The organism is Acinetobacter sp. Tol 5, from assembly GCF_019702905.1.
In the GTDB taxonomy this organism is placed as follows: Bacteria; Pseudomonadota; Gammaproteobacteria; order Pseudomonadales; family Moraxellaceae; genus Acinetobacter; species Acinetobacter bereziniae.
In genome coordinates this window covers 36,808-58,991 of record NZ_AP024709.1, presented here as the reverse complement: position 1 = coordinate 58,991, position 22,184 = coordinate 36,808, and the positions used below count along the sequence as shown (strand labels likewise).

Annotated in this window: 22 protein-coding genes and 4 pseudogenes; 16 read left to right on the top strand and 10 right to left on the bottom strand. The window is 43.4% G+C overall.

What is annotated here, in order from left to right; all coding sequences use genetic code 11:
* The first annotated feature begins 90 nt into the window (after positions 1-90).
* From TOL5_RS22050 to TOL5_RS22040, 3 genes are all read left to right on the top strand, one after another.
* Positions 91-411 (top strand): 2Fe-2S iron-sulfur cluster-binding protein, encoded by a 321-nt coding sequence (locus TOL5_RS22050; protein WP_000078398.1) that lies wholly within the window; start codon positions 91-93, stop codon positions 409-411.
* Positions 412-487: 76 nt separating this feature from the next.
* A complete protein-coding gene (locus tag TOL5_RS22045; protein WP_001089493.1) occupies positions 488-1,981 on the top strand; it encodes a cytochrome P450 in 1,494 nt (497 codons plus the stop codon).
* Positions 1,982-2,067: 86 nt separating this feature from the next.
* Entirely contained in the window at positions 2,068-3,282 is a 1,215-nt protein-coding gene (locus TOL5_RS22040) for an NAD(P)/FAD-dependent oxidoreductase (RefSeq protein ID WP_001193555.1), read from the top strand.
* 38 nt (positions 3,283-3,320) lie between these two features.
* Here the strand turns inward: TOL5_RS22040 and TOL5_RS22035 are convergent, their stop codons facing one another.
* The gene (locus TOL5_RS22035) at positions 3,321-3,551 is read right to left on the bottom strand and encodes an IS5 family transposase (protein WP_004656998.1); all 231 of its coding nucleotides are present in this window, start codon (positions 3,549-3,551) and stop codon (positions 3,321-3,323) included.
* Between the two features lie 656 nt (positions 3,552-4,207).
* Between TOL5_RS22035 and TOL5_RS22030 the strand changes: the two genes are divergently transcribed.
* The 5 genes and pseudogenes from TOL5_RS22030 (at position 4,208) to TOL5_RS22010 (ending at position 7,696) form a co-directional block, all read left to right on the top strand.
* A complete protein-coding gene (locus TOL5_RS22030) occupies positions 4,208-5,077 on the top strand; it encodes a metal-dependent hydrolase (protein ID WP_000149466.1) in 870 nt (289 codons plus the stop codon).
* Positions 5,078-5,160: 83 nt separating this feature from the next.
* Complete coding sequence (locus TOL5_RS22025) at positions 5,161-5,787, top strand: TetR/AcrR family transcriptional regulator (protein WP_000952904.1); 627 nt, start codon at positions 5,161-5,163, stop codon at positions 5,785-5,787.
* A pseudogene (locus tag TOL5_RS22020) lies at positions 5,784-6,754 on the top strand (BtrH N-terminal domain-containing protein). Before TOL5_RS22025 ends, TOL5_RS22020 begins: the two are co-directional and overlap by 4 nt.
* 56 nt (positions 6,755-6,810) lie before the next feature.
* Positions 6,811-7,275, top strand: a complete 465-nt coding sequence (locus tag TOL5_RS22015) for a PaaI family thioesterase (RefSeq protein WP_000378064.1) — start codon at positions 6,811-6,813, stop codon at positions 7,273-7,275.
* Position 7,276: 1 nt separating this feature from the next.
* Entirely contained in the window at positions 7,277-7,696 is a 420-nt protein-coding gene (locus TOL5_RS22010) for a PaaI family thioesterase (RefSeq protein ID WP_000029507.1), read from the top strand.
* 91 nt (positions 7,697-7,787) lie between these two features.
* On the opposite strand, the pseudogene TOL5_RS22005 reads toward TOL5_RS22010, so the two are convergent.
* Both TOL5_RS22005 and TOL5_RS22000 read right to left on the bottom strand, forming a co-directional pair.
* Positions 7,788-7,910, bottom strand: a pseudogene (locus TOL5_RS22005) (helix-turn-helix domain-containing protein); the annotation flags it as partial.
* Between the two features lie 51 nt (positions 7,911-7,961).
* Positions 7,962-10,928 (bottom strand): Tn3-like element ISAcsp1 family transposase, encoded by a 2,967-nt coding sequence (locus TOL5_RS22000; protein WP_004726714.1) that lies wholly within the window; start codon positions 10,926-10,928, stop codon positions 7,962-7,964.
* 94 nt (positions 10,929-11,022) lie between these two features.
* On the opposite strand from TOL5_RS22000, the gene TOL5_RS21995 reads away from it, so the two are divergent.
* Positions 11,023-11,631, top strand: coding sequence for a recombinase family protein (locus TOL5_RS21995; protein WP_004726718.1), 609 nt, complete (start codon positions 11,023-11,025; stop codon positions 11,629-11,631).
* Between the two features lie 104 nt (positions 11,632-11,735).
* Entirely contained in the window at positions 11,736-12,440 is a 705-nt protein-coding gene (locus TOL5_RS21990; protein ID WP_001067784.1) for an IS6-like element IS1006 family transposase, read from the top strand.
* A gap of 222 nt (positions 12,441-12,662) precedes the next feature.
* Here the strand turns inward: TOL5_RS21990 and TOL5_RS21985 are convergent.
* Positions 12,663-13,810, bottom strand: a protein-coding gene (locus tag TOL5_RS21985; protein WP_199980929.1) for an IS3 family transposase whose coding sequence is annotated in 2 segments (ribosomal slippage) — positions 12,663-13,564 and positions 13,564-13,810 — 1,149 coding nt in all. Because the reading frame shifts where the segments join, the coding sequence is not laid out codon by codon here.
* 55 nt (positions 13,811-13,865) lie between these two features.
* On the opposite strand from TOL5_RS21985, the pseudogene TOL5_RS21980 reads away from it, so the two are divergent.
* The 6 genes and pseudogenes from TOL5_RS21980 to TOL5_RS22750 all read left to right on the top strand — a co-directional run.
* Positions 13,866-14,138 (top strand): annotated as a pseudogene (locus TOL5_RS21980) (hypothetical protein); the annotation flags it as partial.
* Positions 14,139-14,355: 217 nt separating this feature from the next.
* Positions 14,356-14,646: a type II toxin-antitoxin system HigB family toxin gene (locus TOL5_RS21975; protein WP_120384582.1), complete on the top strand. Its 291-nt coding sequence runs from the start codon at positions 14,356-14,358 to the stop codon at positions 14,644-14,646.
* Position 14,647: 1 nt separating this feature from the next.
* Positions 14,648-15,049, top strand: a complete 402-nt coding sequence (locus TOL5_RS21970; RefSeq protein ID WP_120384583.1) for a helix-turn-helix domain-containing protein — start codon at positions 14,648-14,650, stop codon at positions 15,047-15,049.
* 313 nt (positions 15,050-15,362) lie between these two features.
* Positions 15,363-15,552, top strand: a pseudogene (locus TOL5_RS21965) (type II toxin-antitoxin system HicA family toxin).
* A 2-nt stretch (positions 15,553-15,554) separates the two neighbouring features.
* Positions 15,555-15,854: a type II toxin-antitoxin system HicB family antitoxin gene (locus TOL5_RS21960; protein WP_199980928.1), complete on the top strand. Its 300-nt coding sequence runs from the start codon at positions 15,555-15,557 to the stop codon at positions 15,852-15,854.
* A 313-nt stretch (positions 15,855-16,167) separates the two neighbouring features.
* A complete protein-coding gene (locus TOL5_RS22750) occupies positions 16,168-16,275 on the top strand; it encodes a hypothetical protein (protein ID WP_372551473.1) in 108 nt (35 codons plus the stop codon).
* A gap of 144 nt (positions 16,276-16,419) precedes the next feature.
* Here TOL5_RS22750 and TOL5_RS21950 read toward each other — a convergent pair whose 3' ends face one another.
* The 6 genes from TOL5_RS21950 to TOL5_RS21925 form a co-directional block, all read right to left on the bottom strand.
* Positions 16,420-16,638, bottom strand: coding sequence for a hypothetical protein (locus TOL5_RS21950; RefSeq protein ID WP_000550047.1), 219 nt, complete (start codon positions 16,636-16,638; stop codon positions 16,420-16,422).
* Positions 16,639-16,642: 4 nt separating this feature from the next.
* Positions 16,643-17,938: a Y-family DNA polymerase gene (locus TOL5_RS21945; RefSeq protein WP_199980927.1), complete on the bottom strand. Its 1,296-nt coding sequence runs from the start codon at positions 17,936-17,938 to the stop codon at positions 16,643-16,645.
* Between the two features lie 14 nt (positions 17,939-17,952).
* Positions 17,953-18,579 (bottom strand): LexA family protein, encoded by a 627-nt coding sequence (locus tag TOL5_RS21940; protein ID WP_000038641.1) that lies wholly within the window; start codon positions 18,577-18,579, stop codon positions 17,953-17,955.
* A 111-nt stretch (positions 18,580-18,690) separates the two neighbouring features.
* On the bottom strand, positions 18,691-19,332 hold the full coding sequence (locus TOL5_RS21935; RefSeq protein WP_002046584.1) for an SOS response-associated peptidase: 642 nt from the start codon (positions 19,330-19,332) through the stop codon (positions 18,691-18,693).
* Positions 19,333-19,578: 246 nt separating this feature from the next.
* Positions 19,579-20,685, bottom strand: a complete 1,107-nt coding sequence (locus TOL5_RS21930) for an ImmA/IrrE family metallo-endopeptidase (protein WP_000482094.1) — start codon at positions 20,683-20,685, stop codon at positions 19,579-19,581.
* A 12-nt stretch (positions 20,686-20,697) separates the two neighbouring features.
* Positions 20,698-21,408: a hypothetical protein gene (locus TOL5_RS21925; protein ID WP_001052588.1), complete on the bottom strand. Its 711-nt coding sequence runs from the start codon at positions 21,406-21,408 to the stop codon at positions 20,698-20,700.
* Positions 21,409-22,184 lie beyond the last annotated feature (776 nt).

Sequence of the window (22,184 nt, the reverse complement as noted above, 5' to 3'; positions counted from 1 at the left end):
TATTTGTCAAATAATAACCTCTACAGAACCGCAGAGAGTGCGTAATCTTGAGCTTGAACAGTGAAATTAAGCCAAATCGGAGTCGTAGCCATGAGCCAAATTACATTTATTGCCCACGATGGTGCACAAACCAGCGTTGCAATCGAAGCGGGTAAGTCACTAATGCAGTTGGCGGTTGAAAACGGTGTTGCCGGAATTGATGGGGATTGCGGTGGCGAATGCGCCTGTGGTACCTGCCACGTGATTGTCAGTGCTGAGTGGTCGGATGTTGCGGGTACGGCACAAGCGAATGAGCAGCAGATGTTGGAAATGACCCCAGAGCGTGCTGCCACCTCACGTTTGGCGTGTTGTATCCAAGTGACCGATGCAATGGATGGCATGACGGTACATCTGCCTGAGTTTCAGATGTAACACGTCAGCTGTAACCCAGCGGATCAACCGCCTTAACAAACACACCTCGTCAACGATGCTCAGTCAGGAGACCATCATGAACTCAGTCGCAGAAATTTTTGAGAAAATAACCCAAACTGTCACCAGCACCGCTGCAGACGTAGCAACCACGGTTACGGATAAAGTCAAGTCTAATGAGCAGTTTCAAACGGGCAAGCAGTTTTTGCATGGTCAAGTGACCCGTTTTGTCCCATTGCACACGCAGGTTCGCGGCATTCAGTGGATGCAAAAAGCCAAATTCCGTGTGTTTAACGTGCAAGAATTTCCTGCATTTATCGAGCAACCGATTCCAGAAGTTGCAACACTGGCACTTGCTGAGATTGATGTTAGCAACCCATTTTTATACAAGCAAAAAAAATGGCAGTCTTACTTTAAGCGGCTGCGTGATGAAGCACCGGTACATTATCAAGCCAACAGTCCGTTTGGGGCATTTTGGTCGGTCACGCGTTACGATGATATTGTCTATGTCGATAAAAATCATGAGATTTTTTCAGCTGAACCTGTGATCGCGATTGGCAACACCCCTCCTGGGTTAGATGCTGAAATGTTTATTGCAATGGACCCACCCAAGCACGATGTGCAGCGGCAGGCCGTACAGGATGTAGTCGCACCAAAAAATCTCAAAGAGCTAGAGGGTTTGATTCGGCTACGCGTGCAAGAGGTTTTGGATCAGTTGCCAACGGATCAGCCGTTTGATTGGGTGCAGAATGTTTCGATTGAGCTGACAGCCCGTATGTTGGCAACATTATTTGATTTCCCATACGAAAAGCGGCACAAATTGGTTGAATGGTCAGACTTGATGGCTGGCACTGCGGAGGCCACAGGTGGGACAGTGACAAATTTGGATGAGATTTTTGATGCAGCAGTCGATGCAGCAAAGCATTTTGCGGAGTTATGGCATAGAAAAGCCGCACAAAAATCTGCAGGCGCTGAAATGGGCTATGATTTGATCAGCTTGATGCAGTCAAACGAAGCGACTAAAGACCTGATTTATCGGCCGATGGAGTTTATGGGCAATTTGGTCTTGCTAATTGTCGGCGGCAACGATACCACACGCAACTCGATGACGGGTGGGGTATACGCACTTAACCTGTTTCCAAATGAGTTCGTCAAACTCAAAAACAATCCGAGCTTGATCCCGAACATGGTATCCGAAATTATTCGCTGGCAAACCCCGCTGGCCTATATGCGTCGGATTGCCAAGCAAGATGTAGAGCTTAACGGTCAGACCATCAAAAAAGGCGACAAGGTGGTGATGTGGTACGTTTCTGGCAACCGCGATGAGCGAGTGATTGAGCGACCTGATGAATTGATCATTGATCGTAAAGGTGCGCGTAATCATCTGTCATTTGGTTTTGGTGTGCATCGCTGTATGGGTAATCGCTTGGCCGAGATGCAGTTGCGAATCTTATGGGAAGAGCTGCTTCAGCGTTTTGAAAATATTGAGGTTTTGGGTGAGCCAGAAATTGTGCAATCTAACTTTGTGCGCGGCTATGCCAAGATGATGGTCAAACTGACTGCCAAAGCGTAGGTATCAAAATAGGCGACAGAGGCATTTTGCAACTGTCGTCGGCAACAATTGATGCTGTGCATCAACCATGAACTGAGTGAATTCATATGCAAACAATCGTCATCATTGGCGCAAGTCATGCTGCGGCGCAGTTGGCGGCAAGTCTGCGGCCAGATGGCTGGCAGGGCGAGATTGTGGTGATCGGCGATGAGCCGTATTTGCCGTATCATCGACCGCCGTTGTCCAAGACCTTTTTATGCGGTGCACAACTGGTCGATGAGTTATTGATTCGGCCAGCCGCTTTTTATCAAAAAAATCAGATCGAATTTCGGCACGGGCGGGTGGTTGCGATTGATCGGGCAGCGCGCAGCGTGACACTACAAGATGGCAGTACGCTTGCGTATGACCAGTTGGCGCTGTGTACCGGTGCACGAGTCAGGACGGTGTCGCTGGCTGGGTCTGATTTGGCAGGTGTGCATTATCTTAGAAATATCAGCGATGTACAGGCTATCCAGCCATTTGTACAACCCAACGGCAAAGCAGTGGTGATCGGTGGTGGCTATATCGGTCTTGAAACAGCCGCCGCATTGACCGAGCAGGGCATGCAGGTGGTGGTCTTGGAAGCCGCCGAGCGGATTTTGCAGCGGGTAACTGCACCGGAAGTGTCGGACTTTTATACGCGGATTCATCGCGAACAGGGTGTGACGATTCATACCGGTGTGTCGGTCACGGCGATCACGGGTGAGGGGCGGGCGCAAGCGGTGCTGTGTGCCGATGGTTCGATGTTCGATGCAGATCTGGTGATCATCGGGGTCGGGGTTGTACCGAATATCGAGTTGGCGCTGGACGCGGGCTTGCAGGTGGACAATGGTATTGTGATTGATGAGTATTGCCGTACCAGTGCGCCAGAGATTGTGGCCATCGGGGATTGTGCCAATGCGTTTAATCCGATTTATCAGCGGCGGATGCGCTTGGAGTCGGTACCAAACGCCAATGAACAGGCCAAAATTGCCTCGGCGACCTTGTGTGGCTTACAGCGGACCTCGAAGAGTTTGCCTTGGTTTTGGTCAGATCAGTATGATCTAAAGTTGCAGATTGCGGGACTCAGTCAGGGGTATGATCAGATCGTGATTCGGGGTGATGTGCAGCAAAGGCGTAGCTTTGCAGCGTTTTATTTGCAGGCGGGTCGCCTGATTGCGGCGGATTGTGTGAATCGTCCGCAGGAGTTTATGCTAAGCAAAAAGCTGATCACGGCTGGTACGGCGGTCGATCCACTGCGGTTGGCGGATGAGTCGATTGCGGTACAGGCGTTGATGGGGTAGCTTAAAACTACATCAGGCTAGATTTGCATTACGCTGATTCAGATGTTAATCAGAATGGCATCGATAGATACCTGTGAGAGCAAGTCAGGTGCAGCTTTGGCTTTGTGTAATTCACCACCCGTGATCGCAAACACGATGGGTAATCCATACCCATCTACGGCAAGATGGATCTTACTTGTCTTGCTACCTCGACTTAAGCCAATCGCCTCCTGATCGTGAGTTGCAGCACGTGCATTATGTTGATGTGCCTTGACGTAATTGCTATCCATAACCCCTACTCTATATCAGAGTCAGTAGATAAAACCCTGAGTATGCTTTGGAAAAAACCTTTTGCTGACCAGTCGTTGTATCTTTTGTAGAGATTAGGCTGCTGACCAAACTCAGTCAGGAGGTAGGTCTAGCCATGGACATTTCACCCACATTCTGTAGAGCATGGCTTCTACGGTGAGCCGTAAATTTGGTTTGTGATCAATGTCCTGTTGCTTGAGCATAGGAGAAATCTTTGCTCAATGTTGGTCGTTCAGCATAAAGCGTGGCATGGTGGACTCGGATGGGGAGAGCTTTAATTCTCTGAGTCTGCCTCCAATTTGCAATCAATATTTTCAAACGTCAACACACTCTAATGTAAAAAAACTAACATTAAAAAAACACCTCTGCCAAAAGGTCTGGTAGCTATATTCGATGTCAAAGATGATCTGGCTCACCTGCTGCGTTGTTAACTCATTCTATCAAATTTTGAGGACAGGCTTGACATTTGGTCAATCGACCAATATATATTCAAAATATGCATTTGGTCATTTGACCAATACCCGTTGAATTCTTGTGTGATATTTGCTGTGCCTGACCAAGGTGAAAAATATTGCTCAAGGTCAAATGTGATAGCAGGTTTACAGACATTCGATGCCTTTACAAGGAAACTCTCGCCATGACTCATATGATCAATATCCAGCCACGTAAGCCGCGGTTTGATTTAAGTGATGTTCCAGTTTTTTGGAACGACGGTGACCCGGTGTTAACACGCTTCTTTGATGCACTTTCTATTCACTTCCCCGATGGAGAGCGTTTTTTTATTCAGTCGGTGCGTAACTATCAGGATCTGGTCACAGATCCTAAACTGAGAGAAGATATCAAAAACTTTTTTCGCCAAGAAGCGCAACATGGCATTGTGCATGACCAGTATAATGCGGTGATGCAGTCGCAAGGCATTCATGTCGAAAAGGTCATCGCAAGATTCAAATTATTTATTCGGCTCTCCCAAAAACACCTGCCCGCCAAGTATCTGTTGGCCATGACAGCTGCCTTTGAACATATTACTGCTGTACTAGGCGAGGGTGCTATGGAGGGTGAGGGTGAGATGTTCAAGAATGCTCATCCCGCAATGCGTGCCATGTTCATGTGGCATGGGGTAGAAGAAGTCGAACACAAAACAGTAGCCTTTGATGTTTACGAAACAGCGGCAGGTGGGGGGTATTTCACCCGCGCATCTGCTTTGATTATCGGAACGCTACTGGTACATGCGGTGGTTGGCTCAGTTCTTTGGCATATGTTGAAAATTGACAAACTACAAGGTCAGCCATTGGTGCTTGCTAAGGGATTTTATCGCCTCTATGGACCACGTGGCCTGATTACCAGACTTATTCCACGCTATCTGGACTGGTTTAAGCCAGGTTTCCATCCTAGCGACACCGAAATCCCAGAAAAGGTTAATTCTTGGCTGGCTGAATATGATAAGCATCAAGACCCTATGGAAGCGTCACGAATTGTTTTTAATGTCCCCATTGCAAAAGCTGTATAGATCAGGAGAGACCGTGAAAGACTCGACTCGACTTGACCAAGTCGAGTAACCTGTCTTATTGATATAATGTTATGAGTCAAACTATGTTGAGTAGTGAATCTACGCGAGTCGAAGTTGCTGACCGCGAGAGAGTATTAGCCGCTTCTGCCAAGCTGTTTCGAGAAAAGGGTTTTGAGCGTACCAGTGTGCGAGAAATTGCCAGTGCTTGTGGTATTCTTCCAGGCAGTCTGCATTACCGCTATCGTAGTAAAGACGATATTTTGGTTGATATGATGCGGCTTGCTATTGAGAGAACTATTTACAGGATTGTTGAGGCGACTTCCGCGATTCAAGATCCACTCAAAAAAATGCAATCGGCACTGCAGACACATGTCGATATCCTTATGTCGGGTGACGATATGGTTTATGTGTTGTTGTTTGAGTGGCGCTCGGTACATGGAGTCGCACGTGAGCAGATTATTGCTGAGAGAGACAGATACGAGCGATATTGGCAGACAATTCTTGATGATCTGCAGTCTTATGGTTGTATCCGAAACGATGTGGATGCAGATCTGTTAAGACTGATTGGGCTAGGAGCAATAAACTGGGCTGCCACTTGGTATAAAGAAAATGGTAAGTACAATCTTGAACAGATCGCGGATGCGATATGGCAGATGATGACAAGAGGCATCCTTAATCCAGATTTTCACGAAGAGGCAAAAAACCTGTGACCAACTATAAGACTCCATCCCGTATCACGCACGCCATCGGGAGGCATTGTGGCAGCTCCGCAATTCGTGATTTGCTCGAGTTTAATGGGCTGAATATTTCCGAGGCCATGTGCTTTGGATTAGGCTCAGGGCTTGGCGTGACCTATTTGGAAATGGCTGACGCCCCTGTGCCATTTTTAGTGCATGTGCGGTCTTTGGGGTTTGAAGCGCGCGTATTTGAAAGTATCGGTATACCCTTTGAGTGGCAAACCTTCGAGTCACCCGAATCGGCAGCCACCGCGCTGGAGAAATGTTTGGATGCGGGTCACCCCACCCTGTTGCTGACGGATATTTTTTATTTACCTTACTTCAACAGCAGCACGCACTTTCCCGGTCACGCCATAGCCGCTTGGTCGAGAAATCCAGAGACAGGTGCGGTATTTGTCACCGATACCGAGCGTCCGAGTGTTTTGTCGGTGACGCGAGAGGCACTGACCCGCGCACGTTTTTCTACACAGCCCCATTTATTCACTATGGCAATATGTTCACGCCCACCGCGTTTCAAGGCGAAATTACCCCCGAGATGATTACCGGTGTCATCCATGACAACGCCAAGTCATTAGCTGTGAGTGGCATATCGGCACTGGAAACATGGCTGGCCGAACTGAGTCGTTGGGGAGCCACAGGCGATTGGCACTGGACGACCCGATTTGCCTACCAAATTATTGAAAAGCGTGGCACAGGTGGCGGCGGCTTCCGCAAAATGTACGCTGAATTCCTTGATGAAGCGGTTCACTATGACGCAAGTGTACAGCAATATCGACTGCCCCTGTTAATGAGGGCTTGCGAAAAAGCATGGACGGCATTAGCCATGTGTTTGAAGTCTGCCTCGGAAAGCACAAACTTTCCATATGCCGCCATTGAAGAGGCCATTGTGGCGGTGATGCAGGCCGAACGTAATTATACAGATGCCGCCCTTGCACTTTGAGACGTGCCGCTAATTTTTTCGCAATAAAATCAGCCAGCAATGGCGGGAGTTCAAAAATGGACAGTAATAACACGGCACACCTGACCATGGCTAAGGCGTTTTTTGGTACTAATCACCCTTTATTCAATATGTTCAATATTAGTGTTGGTGCAGTGAGCGATGGTCATGCCGAGATGACGATGCCCTTCTCTGAGCAACTCTCTGACCGTAAAGGCTCACTGCATCGAGGGGCTTTGGTGACGCTGCTGGATACGACTTGCGGCTTATCTATTTTTTCGTCATTGCGGTCGTTAGAGCCGATTGCCACTATTGATTTGCGTGTCGATTTTTTGCGACGTATTCCCTCTGCGGTAGGTTTAAAGGCGATAGTGGATTGCATTGGTAGAACCGATACGGTGGCCTTTATCACGGGCCGAGCGGTTGCAGAAGACAGTGGTGAGCTACTGGCTACTGTCACTGGTTCTTTCGCAATCGGCACGATGGGACCCTCTTTTGACAGCAATGAAGCGCGAGGCGAGTGATATGAGTATAGTAAATCAGATGAGCGCGGAAACACCCCCACTAAAATTGTGTGACGAGCCTTTTGTCGATTTTCTAGGTTTTCGTGAGGAAATGCAACATGGAGAAATACAGTACTTTATGGACTTTCGTGATTCGCATATCGGCAACCCGATGATTGGCACGTTTCATGGCGGCATTCTCGCGAGTTTTGGTGAAGTGGCCGCCGCCGCCTATCTTGCCCGTCAGCGTGGTGATAATGAGCTGCCCTTATGCTCCACGATGACCTTTGATTACCTGCGGCCAGCATTTATAGGTACGTTACAGGCAGTCCCCAGTATTGTTCGTGCGGGTCGGCGCATTACGACAGTATCGGTTCAGTTACTACTTGATGGCAAGTTGGTTTGTATCGGTCGATTCCTGTTTACGGTTAGCAGCAAATAAAATTGGAGCAAGCTCAGTTCAGGATGCCGACCCTGTTTTACTCAGAAAAATTTTCAATAGATAGACAAATAATATCAAATAGCTGGAACTACTACTGATACCGATACAGCGTTGGCGCAGAAATCCCAAACTCCTTCGCCAATGCTCGCTTGGTTTTGTAGTCGCCAGATTCAAGACGTTGATGCAGCAGAGCCACTTGTTCAGGAGTCAGTGACGGCTTACGGCCCTTGTAGGGGTCGTCTCAGGAAACGGAAAATATAGCACGCTAAGGTTTTTCAATTGCGCGCAATGGCCTAAATTTTCCACCACCTATCTTGGCTTTGCTTCGCCATAGATAATCCCCAGTTAAATTGATGTGCTCCCACCCCAGCGGTGACAGATATTGCAGCAAGGTATCATCGACTGTGCGACCATGCCCTCGTAGGGCGTTAGTCGCTCTCTCTAAATAAACCGTGTTCCACAATACAATGGCGGCGGTCACTAGATTCAAGCCACTGGCTCGATAACGCTGTTGCTCAAAGCTTCGATCTCGAATCTCACCCAATCGATAAAAGAAAACGGCGCGCGCTAATGCATTACGGGCTTCACCTTTATTTAATCCAGCTTGAACCCGACGGCGTAGTTCTACGCTTTGCAACCAATCCAAGATAAACAGTGTGCGCTCAATACGCCCCAGCTCTCGTAATGCCAATGCCAAACCATTCTGTCGTGGATAACTACCGAGTTTACGTAGCATTAGCGACGCTGTGACAGTCCCTTGCTTGATTGATGCGGCCAGACGCAAAATATCGTCCCAATGAGTACGAATCTGTTTGATATTCAGTGTGCCGCCAATCATGGGTTTAAGTGCGGCATAGTCTATGTCTGACTTTGGAATATAGAGTTTCGTATCGCCCAGATCACGAATTCGTGGTGCAAATCGAAACCCTAGCATGTGCATGAGTGCAAAAACATGGTCGGTGAATCCAGCCGTATCGGTGTAGTGTTCCTCGATGCGTAAATCAGACTCGTGATACAGCAGCCCATCAAGAACATAGGTTGAATCACGAACGCCCACATTGATCAGCTTACTGCTAAATGGTGCGTATTGATCAGAAATGTGTGTATAAAATAACCTTCCAGGCTCTGCGCCATATTTTGGATTGATATGTCCTGTACTTTCAGCTCTGCCACCTGCGCGGAAGCGTTGGCCATCTGATGAGGAGGTAGTGCCATCTCCCCAGTTTTCAGCGAAAGGTTGTTTCAATTGAGCATTCACCAATTCGGCCAATGCCGTTGAATAAGTTTCATCACGGATATGCCAAGCCTGTAGCCATGAGAGTTTGGCATAAGTTGTACCAGGACATGATTCGGCCATTTTCGTCAGCCCTAAATTAATTGCATCAGCCAGTATGGTCGTGAGCAATAACGCTTTATCCTTCGCAGTGTCATCCGTTTTCAAATGAGTGAAGTGTCGAGTAAAGCCTGTCCATTCATCGACCTCCATTAATAATTCGGTGATCTTGATATGTGGTAACAGCATTGCTGTTTGGTCAATTAAAGTTTGGGCTGTATCAGGAGCCACGGCATCGAGAGGTGTTATTTTTAGACCAGATTGATTGATCATCGCATCAGGCAAATCGTTGGTCGCTGCCATGCGATTAATGATTGCTAATTTCTGCTCCAATAGTGAAAGGCGACTTTGCAAATATAGATCACAATCAGTAGTAATGGTTAGAGGTAACTCATTGGACTGTTTTAGCTGATTAAATTTATCAGCAGTCACTAAATACTCATCGAAGTCTTTGAATTGGCGAGAGCCTTGTACCCAGAGATCCCCAGCCCGTAGCGAGTTTTTAAGTTCAGATAACACACATATTTCGTAATAGCGGCGATCAATACCATCATCGGTAAAGACTAGTCTTGCCCACCGTTTTTTGATAAACGCTATTGGAGCATTAGAGGGGATTTTTCGTGTATTATCAACATTCATGCTGCGGAGCAACTCTACAGCGGCAAGCATATCTTTTGCTGCTGGGGCAGCACGCAATTTAAGTATGGCAAGAAGTTCTGGCGCGTAACGGCGTAAAGTTGCATAGCTCTCGCCAATTCGTGGTAAAAAATCAAAGTCTTCGGGTTGCGCCAGTTTTTCTGCCTCAGTAATACTTGCTGCAAAAGCATCCCATGAAATAACAGTTTCGATGGCGGCAAACGGATCACTGCCATTTTGCTTGGCATCTAGCAAGGCTTTCCCGATAAGCCCATACAAACGCACTTTGTCGTTGATCGCTTTACCTGATGATTGAAATTGTTGCTGGTGTTTATTTTTTGCGATAGCAAATAGCTTTCCAATAATGCGATCATGCAGGTCAATAATTTCGTCGGTGATCGTGGCCATACTCTCCACAACGATTGCTACCAAAGTGGCATATCGACGTTGAGATTCAAATCTGGCCAAATCAGCAGGAGTCATTTGCCCACCTTCGCGAGCAATTTTCAGTAAGCGATTTTGATGAACGTGTTTTCCAATGTCTTCAGGTAGATCGATGGCTTGTAAGCACTTCAGCCGCTCAATGTGCTCAAGCATGTACTTTGAGTTTGGTTTAGCTGGTGACTGTCTAAGCCACCCCAATATTGTCAGTTTGCTGCCCTCTTTACGGTTCAGCAAAGCATCTATATTTTGACGATGAGTTTCTGAAAGTGAGCTCGTCAAAGCAGTATAAATTATGCGGTTGGCAGATGTGATTGCTTCTGCGCAAATACTATCAATTGCATTTATAGCTGGCAAAAGGACTGATTTTTGTCGTAAATTTTCAACGAGAGTTGTGGCTAAAATAAGACCTTTATCTGTCTGAAGGGACAAATCCACCATCATATTGACCGATTGCCGATAGTCACTCAAGGTGAATAGTTTGAACCCAAAAACTTTTTTCAATTCGGCAATATGTTCTCGTCTTGTTTGCTCGCGCTGACCATAATCATTCCAGCAGTCCACTGATATACTAAGTTGAGCAGCCATCATGAAAAGTAAGGGTTTGAATGGTTCGTCGTTAATACCCAATATCACTCCAGGGTAACGCATGTAGCAAAGTTGAATTGCAAAGCCTAGCTTGTTGGATGCCCCTCGATGTTGATGGACTATGGATTTATCAGAATCACTCAGAGTGTAATGCTGAAGCATAAAAGCTCTATCATCTGGAATTTCGAACAGGCTTCCCAATTCCGTGGACGACAAAATAGAATGGCGCGGCATGGCTCATTAGTCCCAAATAAACTAAACTATTAAAGGTACATTATTTTGTACCGCCACGCTTAGCTTTGCGCTGCAATTTCGCAAGGAGGTTCAATTGGGACAGAATGCGGCCATTTATTGCCGAGTATCAACGAACGATCAGTCCTGCGAACGACAGGAATATGACCTACGTGCCTACGCCAATCGTTGCGGCTACGATGTTGTCGGTGTTTGGAAAGAAACTGCATCAGGCAGTAAGGATGAGAGATTGCAAAGAAAATACTTGATGACCATGGCGCAATCTCGTGAAATCGATGCCATCTTGGTGACGGAATTGACACGCTGGGGCAGAAGCACCGTGGATCTCGTACAGTCATTACAAGATCTTGGGCATTTCGGGGTATCTCTGGTGGCACAAACAGGTTTGCAGTTTGACCTTTCCACATCTCAGGGAAAGCTCATGGCTTCTGTGATGTCTGCATTAGCAGAGTTTGAGGGAGATTTACTACGTGAACGTGTGCGCTCTGGTGTAGCAGCGGCACAAGCGCGGGGCGTTGTGTTTGGTCGTCGTCCTGGTCAACGTACCAAGTCAGATCGTCTGGCACCTAAAGTGTTGGAGTTGGTGTCTGCTGGACACTCTTATCGACAAGTCGGTCGGCTGGTCAATCTAAGCAAAAATACCGTGTTGGATATCGTTAAAAGAAGTCGGAGTGAAAATCCTTAGCGTGCTATATTTTCCGTTTCCTGAGACGACCCCACTTATGATGGCACTGTTGCAAATAACCACGAATGGTAAGCTGAAGACTGTTTTAGCTAAAGGTGCAGCATATGAATCCTTTCCATGGTCGGCATTTTCAGGGCGAAATCATTCTTTGGGCTGTGCGCTGGTATTGTAAATATGGCATTAGCTATCGCGAACTGCAGGAAATGCTGGCCGAACGGGGTGTGAATGTTGATCACACGACTATTTACCGTTGGGTTCAACGTTATGCTCCTGAAATAGAAAAACGTTTACGCTGGTATTGGCGTAATCCTACAGATCTGAGCTCGTGGCATATTGATGAAACCTATGTAAAAGTGAATGGACGATGGTCTTATCTGTATCGTGCAGTCGATCAACGTGGCGATACCATTGATTTTTATCTTTCTTCTAGACGTAATACCAAATCAGCATATTGTTTTCTTGGAAAAATTTTAAATAATGTGAAGAAGTGGCAAATTCCACAAGTGATCAACACGGATAAAGCACCCACATATGGACGTGCTTTATCACGGTTAAAACGGGAAGGTAAATGTCCACCAGACCTTGAGCACAGGCAGATTAAGTATAAAAATAACGTGATTGAATGTGATCATGGCAAGCTAAAGCGGATCATCAGGGCCACATTAGGATTCAAATCTATGAAGACGGCTTATGCCACAATTAAAGGTATTGAAGTCATGCGTGCACTACGTAAAGGACAAGCATCGTCATTTTATTATGGTCAGCCTCAGGGTGAAGTGTGTCTAATCAACAGGGTTTTCGGTCTCTAAGTACTTTTTAAAGGGAACATCATCGACTCAAATCTCTATTTGCAACAGTGCCTTTAAAAGACTTATTAGTTTTTGCTCGTAGTGGTCAGTTGCATTTAAATTATGTTGATCAAAACAAACAGCAGACTAAAAAAAGAATTTGTACAGTACTTACAGAATAAGCTTCAAGAAAAAGGTTGGAGCGTGGACCCCGGAATAGGTCAGTGAATAGCCACCAAAATTCTAGACACACATAACCATCTTTTGATGGGCCTTTTCATAATCTAATGGAGAACGCTGACCATTGGAACCATGTCTGCGTTTTGAGTTATAGAACATCTCTATATATTCAAAGATATCCGACCTTGCTTCAGTTCTTGTCACATAGATTTTCTTCTTGATCCTCTCTCGCTTTAACAGCTGAAAGAAGCTCTCAGCAACAGCATTATCATGGCAGTTTCCACGCCGGCTCATACTGCTTTCAAGGTTGTGATGCTTGAGAAATGTCTGCCATTCATGACTGGTGTATTGGCTACCTTGATCAGAATGAATCAGGACTTTGTTCTTTGGGCTTCTTCGCCACAAAGCCATCAATAGAGCATCTAAAACCAGATCTGTTGTGATTCTCGACTTCATAGACCAGCCAACGACTAGCCGTGAGAATAGGTCGATTACTACTGCAAGATACAGCCATCCTTCATGAGTGCGAATATAAGTGATGTCAGTCACCCACAACTGGTTGGGCTGGGTGGGGTTAAACTGTCTGTCTAAAGTATTTCGAGCCACAATCGATGGAGTACTAACATTAGCTCTAGGTTTGCGATAGCCACGCTGTGACTTGAGACCATTCGCCTTCATGAGTCGATGTACTCGATTGATACCGCAACTTTCGCCAACGTCTTTCAAATCACAATGAATCTTGCGATAACCGTAGACTCCGCCAGATTCCAACCAGAACTGTTTAATTAATCCTGAAAGCTGTTGCCGCTTCCTCGCAGTTATACTGGTAGGTTTCTTTAACCAGGCGTAATAACCACTGTGATGAACATCTAACGTTGAACATAAACGACGAACAGACCATATATGTTGGTTGTCCCGAATAAAGGCGTACCTCATTTGGACTGGCTTGCGAAGTACACCGCGGCCTTTTTTAATATGTCCCTTTCTTCAGTGACCCTTTGCAGCTCTTTTTTTAATTTCGCTAATTCTGTAGTTGGATCACTAGATTCTGTTGTCTTGGGCTGCTGTGGATCATAACGTTTGATCCAAGCATACAGACTATGTGTAGTGGTTCCTAAACGTGTAGCAACTTCAGCCACACTATGACCTTTCTCAGTGACTTGTTTTACTGCTTCAATTTTGAATTCTTTAGGGTATCGTTTACTGCTCATAAGCACCTCGTTAATTAGCCATTTTATCTAACTAAAAGGTGTCTACAAAATCGGTGGCTATTCACAGGGCGATAGCTGTGTAGATCTAGCTATTAAAGATGACTTGCATACAGATAGCTATATTGTAGGTATTCTAGTCGATGGTGAAAATTATGCAAAAGCAGCTACAGCAAGAGACCGTGATCAGCTCAGACCAACAGTATTAAATGGGTTAGGCTGGCAGGTATTATCAGTGTGGACAGTTGATTGGTGGCTAGATCCAGAGCAGAACTTAACTAAATTGGTAAAAGCATTGGAAGAGATCAAAATAAATCAACAGGTTGCTTAAATTGTCTGAAACCTTTGTGATGAAAAGCATGATTTAAATCAAGTCATTGACGGGGAAAAGTCAGATCAATGAACAGGCATTTTTAAGGTCATCAGATTAAGTGAATTCTGATAATGAATAAAGCGCCGTTTGGCGCTTTATTCATCCTAGCCCCTCAATATTGCAAAATGCGATAATTGGTTTATACTTGATTTATAGCAAAATGCGATAAAATGTTATGCATGTGATCACCCACGCTCGAATTATAACAGCAATGCACAAGTGGCCACAGGCTGAAACGGCATTAGATGGTTGGTATCGAACCATAAAGGCAAACGATCCGAAAGATTTTGCTGAGATGAAGCAGCTCTTTCCAGCGGTCGATAAAGTTGGAAAGTTCCATGTGTTCGATATTGGCGGGAACAAGATCCGACTTATTGCAGTCGTGATGTATCAGGCGAAACGTGTGTATATCCGTCATGTCTTGTCCCATAAAGAATATGACAAAGGTCATTGGAAGGAAGGTTAGTATGAACGCGATGATTAAACAGGCCGTAGACCACTGGCACTACGTTGCACCATTGCTCAGCAAGCCAGAAAATGAAGACGACTTTCATACACTTGTTGAAGCTTTAGATGAACTTTTAGATACCGTTGGTGATGATGAGTCTCATCCTTTAATGGGGCTTATTCTTCAGCTTGGTGATTTGGTTTCTGATTATGAAAATGAGCATCTTCCTATGCCTAAAGGGGATGGTCGCGCTGCTTTGGCTTTTTTGATGGAGCAACATGGTTTAGGTCAGTCTGACTTAGCAGAGGTTGCAACCCAATCTGTGATTTCTGAGATTTTAAGTGGTAAACGCCAACTGAATATTCGTCATATTAAGGCATTGTCTGAGCGGTTTAATGTATCGGCAGATACGTTTTTCTAAAAGATAGGGCGCCGTGAGGCGCTCTATTAGTAATCAATTTGAATTTCTTGTTAGTCTTGATATTTCAATTTACAAAGTCTATGTGCCTATAATCGCTTTATTCCTTCGTTAAGAATCACAAAAACGGTAATAAATAAAAAACCACTATATAAAATTATCATTGAAATACTGCCCATTGTAGCTTTACGCAGTAAAGTTTTTTGCTTTTCTGCACTTAATAAAGTGAACCGTACTGAGTTTGTCGGAGACAAACTTTCTTGACAAATATGGCAACATTCTAACGCCACTTTATAGTGTTGCGTATAATTACACAATGAATAGCAAAGACATTATTAATTCTCTAGAGCAGGAAGGCTGGTATAAAGTGGGAGATAAAGGCGGAGCATGAGAAATAAAAGCATCCTGTAAAATCTGGTCATGTTGTAGTTCCTCACCCGAGGAAAGACATGCCGATTGGCACTTTACGCAATATTTATAAACAGGCTGGTTGGGAGTGGAGGTAAATATGTTATATCCAGTATATGTTCATAAAGATGAAGATACTGCATACGGCTTAACTTTTCCTGACTTTGAAGGGTGTTTTAGTGCAGCAGATGAAATGCAAGATATTCAACGCATGGCGCAAGAGGCTGTAGAGCTTCATTTTGATGGTGAGGATTCGAAATTACCAAAACCATCAAGCCCTGAACAATGGTTGGGTGATGAGCGATTTCAAGATGGGTTCTGGTTGTTGATTGATATTGGTACAAGCAAAATCAGTCCGTATCAATGTCAGTATGTCAGAGTCTTTGGTCAAACATATTGATGCTGTTGCAAAAAGACAGCATTAAAGTCGATCTGCCTTTTTGGCAAAAAGTGCAGAATTAGCACTACACGATTAATATCTTAAGAGAGCAACCACCCGTCTACATGGCGGGTTTTTTGGCTTAATTTATGAAAAATACCGATCTTCTTAGCGCTGATAAGGGATATGACTCGAAAGCTTTGAGAGAGCAGATAGAAAGAAAATCCACAAAATGTTAAAAATCATGCTAGAAGATGAACTCTGGATCAAATAGCCTAAGCATGTTAAAGGGGAATTGTTTAGAAATTTCCCTGTTTATAAGTAAACTGCCTTTATGAAAAGCACCATGCTGACTTGGATTAATAAGCGGAATGTAGTATCACAGTTTGATCGCTGGATTTACGAAAATGGTGTGAAGATTAGCGGTATGGTAAATCGATGAGCTAAAGTGTTTTAGTCCAAACTCGATCTGACAATTACCCATTTTTTAGTGTGCCCGTCAGGTTAAATTTGAACTGAATTTTTCTCAGCCCAAATTCATTTCCAATCAAGTTATGTTTCAAGTGGCGTGCGAACACTGCACAATTTAATTCACGGTGCCTAAGACAGGTATCAACTTCGGACCAGCCATTCTAGCTTTGCTAATGATTTCCACCAGCTCATCATAAGTCAGTTCAAACTTATCCTCACTATCAAATACATAGACCATATTCTTGCCTTCATGTTCAGGTGGAGTAGGTGGTACAAATCGTTTCGGGATAAGAATTTGTGCGAGTTGTTCGTCAGTTAATTTAAATAAGTGCATGTTTTTATCCTACTCTTGGTAAGTCAGACCATTTGGTTAAATACGAAGGTGATCTAAGGTTTTGATTCATGTGCCATGTGGCTTCTTTATTGTTGGCAATGCCTAGCGTGACGAGATTCTTCCCAAACCGTTCACTGATGGCTTCGATGGCATCTGAAAGCCTTTCTCGCTCTTGCTTATGTGAATAGTCCGTGAATAGATCGGGCACAAACTTGGATTGATCTGTAATTTCGAGCAGCACAATTCCCGCCTTTTTATACTTAAAGCCTTTCTTAAATATCTGATCGATGCCTTTCATCGCGGCCTTGGTGATGAGCAGTAGATCATCCGTATGCTCATGCATTTGAACGACGATGTAAGGCGAGTAGCGCTCTGTCTTATCAAAGCGACTGGTTTGGATATACACGCCGATCATCTTGCAGATTGAGCCATCTTCCCGCATTCGTTTCACGGCTCTGGCCACATAAAGCCGAACCGAAGCTTTAATGTCATCCATTTCATACACTGGGTTGCCATATGAACGGCTGCTGATGATTTGCTTCTTCGCTACAGTATCATCACTAAGGTCAATACAAGAAAGGCCCTGTAGCTCAAGCACCGTCTTTTCCATCACGATACTAAACTGCTTTTTGATTTCTTTAGGATTGGCATTGATCAGATCCAGCACAGATTGAACACCCATAGTATTGAGCTTCTTACAGTTCTGTCTGCCTACGCCCCAAACCTCAGACACATCAACCTGCGCGAGTAGCGTTTCTGTAGAGCATGGGTCCATATGGGCCAGATTACAGACCCCATTGAAGAACTTGTTTTTCTTGGCGAGATGATTGGCAATCTTGGCTTCGGTTTTAGAGCGACCAATTCCAATACAGCAGGGTAGGCCTAACCAACGCCAAGCCTTAGCCCTCATGTCTTGAGCATATACAGTCAGGTCAAATAGATGCTCGTAAGCTGTGAGCCTCAGAAAGCATTCATCAATGGAATAGACCTCTTGATCTCCTGGTGCAACATAGTCCCCAAGCAGCTCCATAAAGCGCTTGGACATTTCGCCATATAAGGAGAAATTACTGGATAGCACCTGAATGTTATGTTGTTTGATCAGCTCTTTAATTTGGAATACAGGAACACCCATCTTGATGCCTAAGTCTTTCGCTTCCTGGCTTCTGGCCACGGCACAGCCGTCATTGTTGCTGAGCACAATGGTTGGGCGATCATTCAAGGCAGGATTAAACACACGCTCACACGAGACGTAGCAATTATTCACGTCGACTAACGCGAATATTTCATTTTCACTTTGCATGGTTATTCTTCTTTTTATGAGCGGTGATAAATACGCTTTAAATTAAAAGTCACCACACCCCAGATTGATATGGTCTGACTATCATCAGGAATGATGTGATTGTAATTCGAATTTTCAGCCTTCAACCAAAGTTCTGGAAGCGGATAATCTTCATCTCCAAATATTTCTTTGATTTCAGACTTGGACATCTTATTGGTGATCATCAGCCGCTTAATGGTCGAGGCATTGTCATCAATCAGGGCAACCACGATATCGTAATGCTTGGCTTCAATACTGCGATCAATAATGATTGGATCATTAATCTCTAGGCCAGCATCGAGCATGGATTCACTGTCTACATAGGCAATAAAAGTAGAAATAGGGTTGTGAATCAGGAACTCATTCAGATCGAGTGCTTTGTCTTGCTCATCCTTGGTGCTGAAGGCCGGACCTGCAGGAATACGCTCTAAAGAGACGGGAATAGATACTTTGGATTTGGGTAGGACAGCAGTAAGCCCTAATTTTTCAACAAGCTCATTTTGAACAGCGATTTGTTCAAGCACGGTGTTGATGGTAGGACTTGGTTTACCCTCTGGACCCATGAGCTCTTGTAAAGATGACCATGCGTCGTCAGAGAAGTAAATAGGCAACTTCTTAGACATGAGATACTCCTACGCTACGAGGCGTGTTTGGAAGTAGAATTTGTTTAAATAGGATATTACTAACAGCGTTTAAAATTCAAATTTAAAAAGTTGTGGATAAACAAGGATGCGTCAGAATAAGACGTTTTGTTTCTGCTCATCGCGTGGAAATGTGACGAATTCATCGGGCATTTGAAAGAAATATTCATGCGCATGTTCATGATCGGCTGTTAGCCAGTCTTTTCTGTACTGTTCTGGAATAACGATGATGGATCGCTTCTCATCCTTCGGTGCATGGAATTGTTTCATAAAAGGGTGATGGTCCGAATTGATGGTCAACATTGAAAAGGAACGTACCTTATTGCCATTAATCACTGCATCATCATAGATCCCTGCAACAGTAAAAGGCTGATCATCTTTACGCTTGATGGTGTACCAGTGTGGCTTGCCATTGATGTATTTCGGCTCATAAAATTCTTGTACTGGGACTAGGCAGAACTTGCTGTACTTCCAAGCATGTCGAAAGCTAGGCTTATCTGCTACAGACTCAGTTCTGGCGTTATAAGTATGACTGCTGAACTTCAATTCTTTCGCCCAGCTCGGTAGTAATCCAAACTTTGCAATATCAAGCTCTAAGTGATCTGAGCCGTTCAGAATGATTGGAGCATGATAGGAAGGGAATACATGATCCTTAAGCTCAAGATCAAACTGGCTTGTATCGACACCTAAGAGTGTCAAATTTCTTTTATTTGGAAATAGGTAATTTGAGCACATAGCCTGATCACATAACTAAAGAATTTATCTGAAATTGTATACGATGCTTTATGGAACACATGGGATTTATGGTGTCAGTTCAAGTAGGCTATATGAAAAAAGTCATGATGGGGCAAGTTACATTTTCAGTTAAAGTATGACTTATGGGATGCAAAACTACGTTGGGCGTGAAGTCATAAAAAAATTAATCAGGATTTTGCATAAATAGTGCGCCGTAAGGCGCATTATTTTTAAGGAAGGTTTGTATTACTCGACAATATATAACTTATGTTTTTTCTTCGGGGGCTCAACTTTAGCTAAAGCATCAAATGTTAATTGATTAAAATCTTCTTCAGAGATTCCAATTTCATCAAGCATTTTATTTTTATCAAAAGATGGTTGTGAGGCTAAAACAGAGATAATTTTGGGCAACATCAAACTCTCATCTCGATGAGTTTCTTCAGGTTCATTAATGTTGTAGCCCAACGAATTGATCTTTATAGAGTTACTACGATTAACCCAATCACTAACTAATCCCAGCTTGTGAGCTTTATAGTTAATAGCCTTCAGGGATGTTCGCCAAATCTTTTTATACTCAATCATATTTTCTAGTGAAAAATAGCGTGGAGCAGTAGAAAGAAATGCATCTGTTGGCATTAAAAATTCAGATGAAAATTGATCCGCTTCAGTTTCGAGAACACGATTATCTTTCTCGACACGAATTTTTTTGTTATGCGTATGCATAACGATATGACCAAGTTCGTGTGCACAATCGAAGCGGGCTCTTTCGGCAGACTTAAATGTATTTAGAAATATGAAAGGGCTACCACTTTCATCATCAAAAAAAGATAGTGCATCAATTTCTCGAATTTCAGTCGGTAATCTAAAGACACGGATTCCCTTTAGCTCACACAACGAAACAATGTTATTAATAGGTTGATTACCTAAAGCCCATAAACCTCTCAACTCTGACGCTAGGTGATCGGCATACTTAGATTCACCCAAAAACTCAGTAATATCTAAATCAGGACGGTGAAAAGTAGGTAACTTTACTTTCTGATTTAAGTACTTGTTAATATTTATTGCTAAAAGAGTATATGCCTCATTAGCTTTTCTATGCTGTGCTTTAATACGAGCAACCGATCTATAGAAGATTTGGTCTGTTTCATGTGGTTGTGTGTCATTACCTGCAAAGAATGACTTGGGTAAATTTAATACACGGCATATATCATCTTGATCATTTTCATTGATTTCTTTATCCACGTCTAAAAGTTGCTTTACCTTAGAGATAGAGCAACTCAATTTTTCTGCGAAATCGGTATTGCTAAGTCCTCGTAATTCTTTAGCAATACGTAAACGATCTTTATTAAACACATTAACCTCAGATTAAACTACAAGCTGAATATCAAAATCATCTGGTTTAATTTCATTAGATGGTTCCAATACTGGCTTAGGATCAGTTTTTACAGGAACTGTATTATCTATTTCAAATGCAATTCTGCAAGTATGGTCACTTGGTAAAATTGAAATTTTTTTCGCTTTTAAGTCCTGTACGAAGCTAGTTGGGTATGCAAATTCAAAAGGAATATTTGGGATATCAATGTCTTTATAGGCTGGATGTGATGCTGAAGGAAAGTATAAAATCCATGTTCTCAATTTTGTCTCATCATCATAAGCAGACTGATTCTCCTTAATATTATTTAATGTCATTAATCCTTTTTCACAGTGTGCTGATACAACTTGATCAGCTAACCCCAATGCAATATTCCCGCTCATAAAGATAATTTGTATTTTCTTTACTGTATTCTCAATTCTTGGCTGGCTGTCATTGTGGAATATCCAAGCAGGATCAGATTGTCGAAGCAGTAAAGCAATCTGTTCTCCAATTTTTCCCCATCGTGCAATAAAGCGTGCACGGTTATAGTGAGTATTTGTTCTATAGTCAGCATCACCGATCATAATTGCGTTTCTGACTAACTCGAGATCAGGTAATCCTAACTGTTTAGCTTTTTTGATAGCATTTTCACCTTTGAAAAAATCACATGGCGTGGGTTCAGAAGGTTGGATTGATTCTTCATCAAGGAGATTTAAATTCATCTTAAAAGTTATCCTAAAGTAGCGAATGTCTTTTTTATAAATGTGTGCTATCTTCACTTACAACTTGATAATAAGAATTTTGGAGAAGAGACGTTGAGTAACTTATTCATTAATCATAAAAATTGTCCTGAATGCGGTGGCCGTATCAAAGGCTATTATTACTAGTGTGGGCAGTGTGGTAGTCAAAATGTTGTAAACTGGAAGCACACGGGGATATTTTTGTTGATTGCTGGAAAGATTTTTCTGGTTGCTATGCTTTTTTTGCTAAAAAATTTTGTTCAAATCCATTTTTTTCACAAGTTTCATTGTGCTAATTTTTTAAATAATTCATAGAGGTTGATAGTAAAATGAAAGTTAAAGATTTAATTAAATAATTAGAAGAGTTTGATCTGGAATTAGATGTTTTAATTGCTAATGAAGAGAACAAAATCATTGGCATAAAAACCCTAGCCCGATTCTTTGAAATAAGCTATGTTTCTTTTGTTCATCCAGAGACACAAAGAAATGATATGGAAAGAAATGTTGAATTTACCTTTTTAGGAATGTCGACTAAAGACTCTAGAGTTATTGTTTTTATTGACGTTGTTCCATAATTTTCAAGTAGTCAAAATGAGTATACAATATTCATGTGATGCAAGAAGATACAACTGGATAGGATGGGCCCATAAGTATTTGAAGCTGCCTCGTGTATGATCATGGGGACTGTCCAAACAAACGGCTTTTGAGAGTGCTGCCTGATACGAAAAATAATATCCAAGAGATGCTAGCGGTAAATT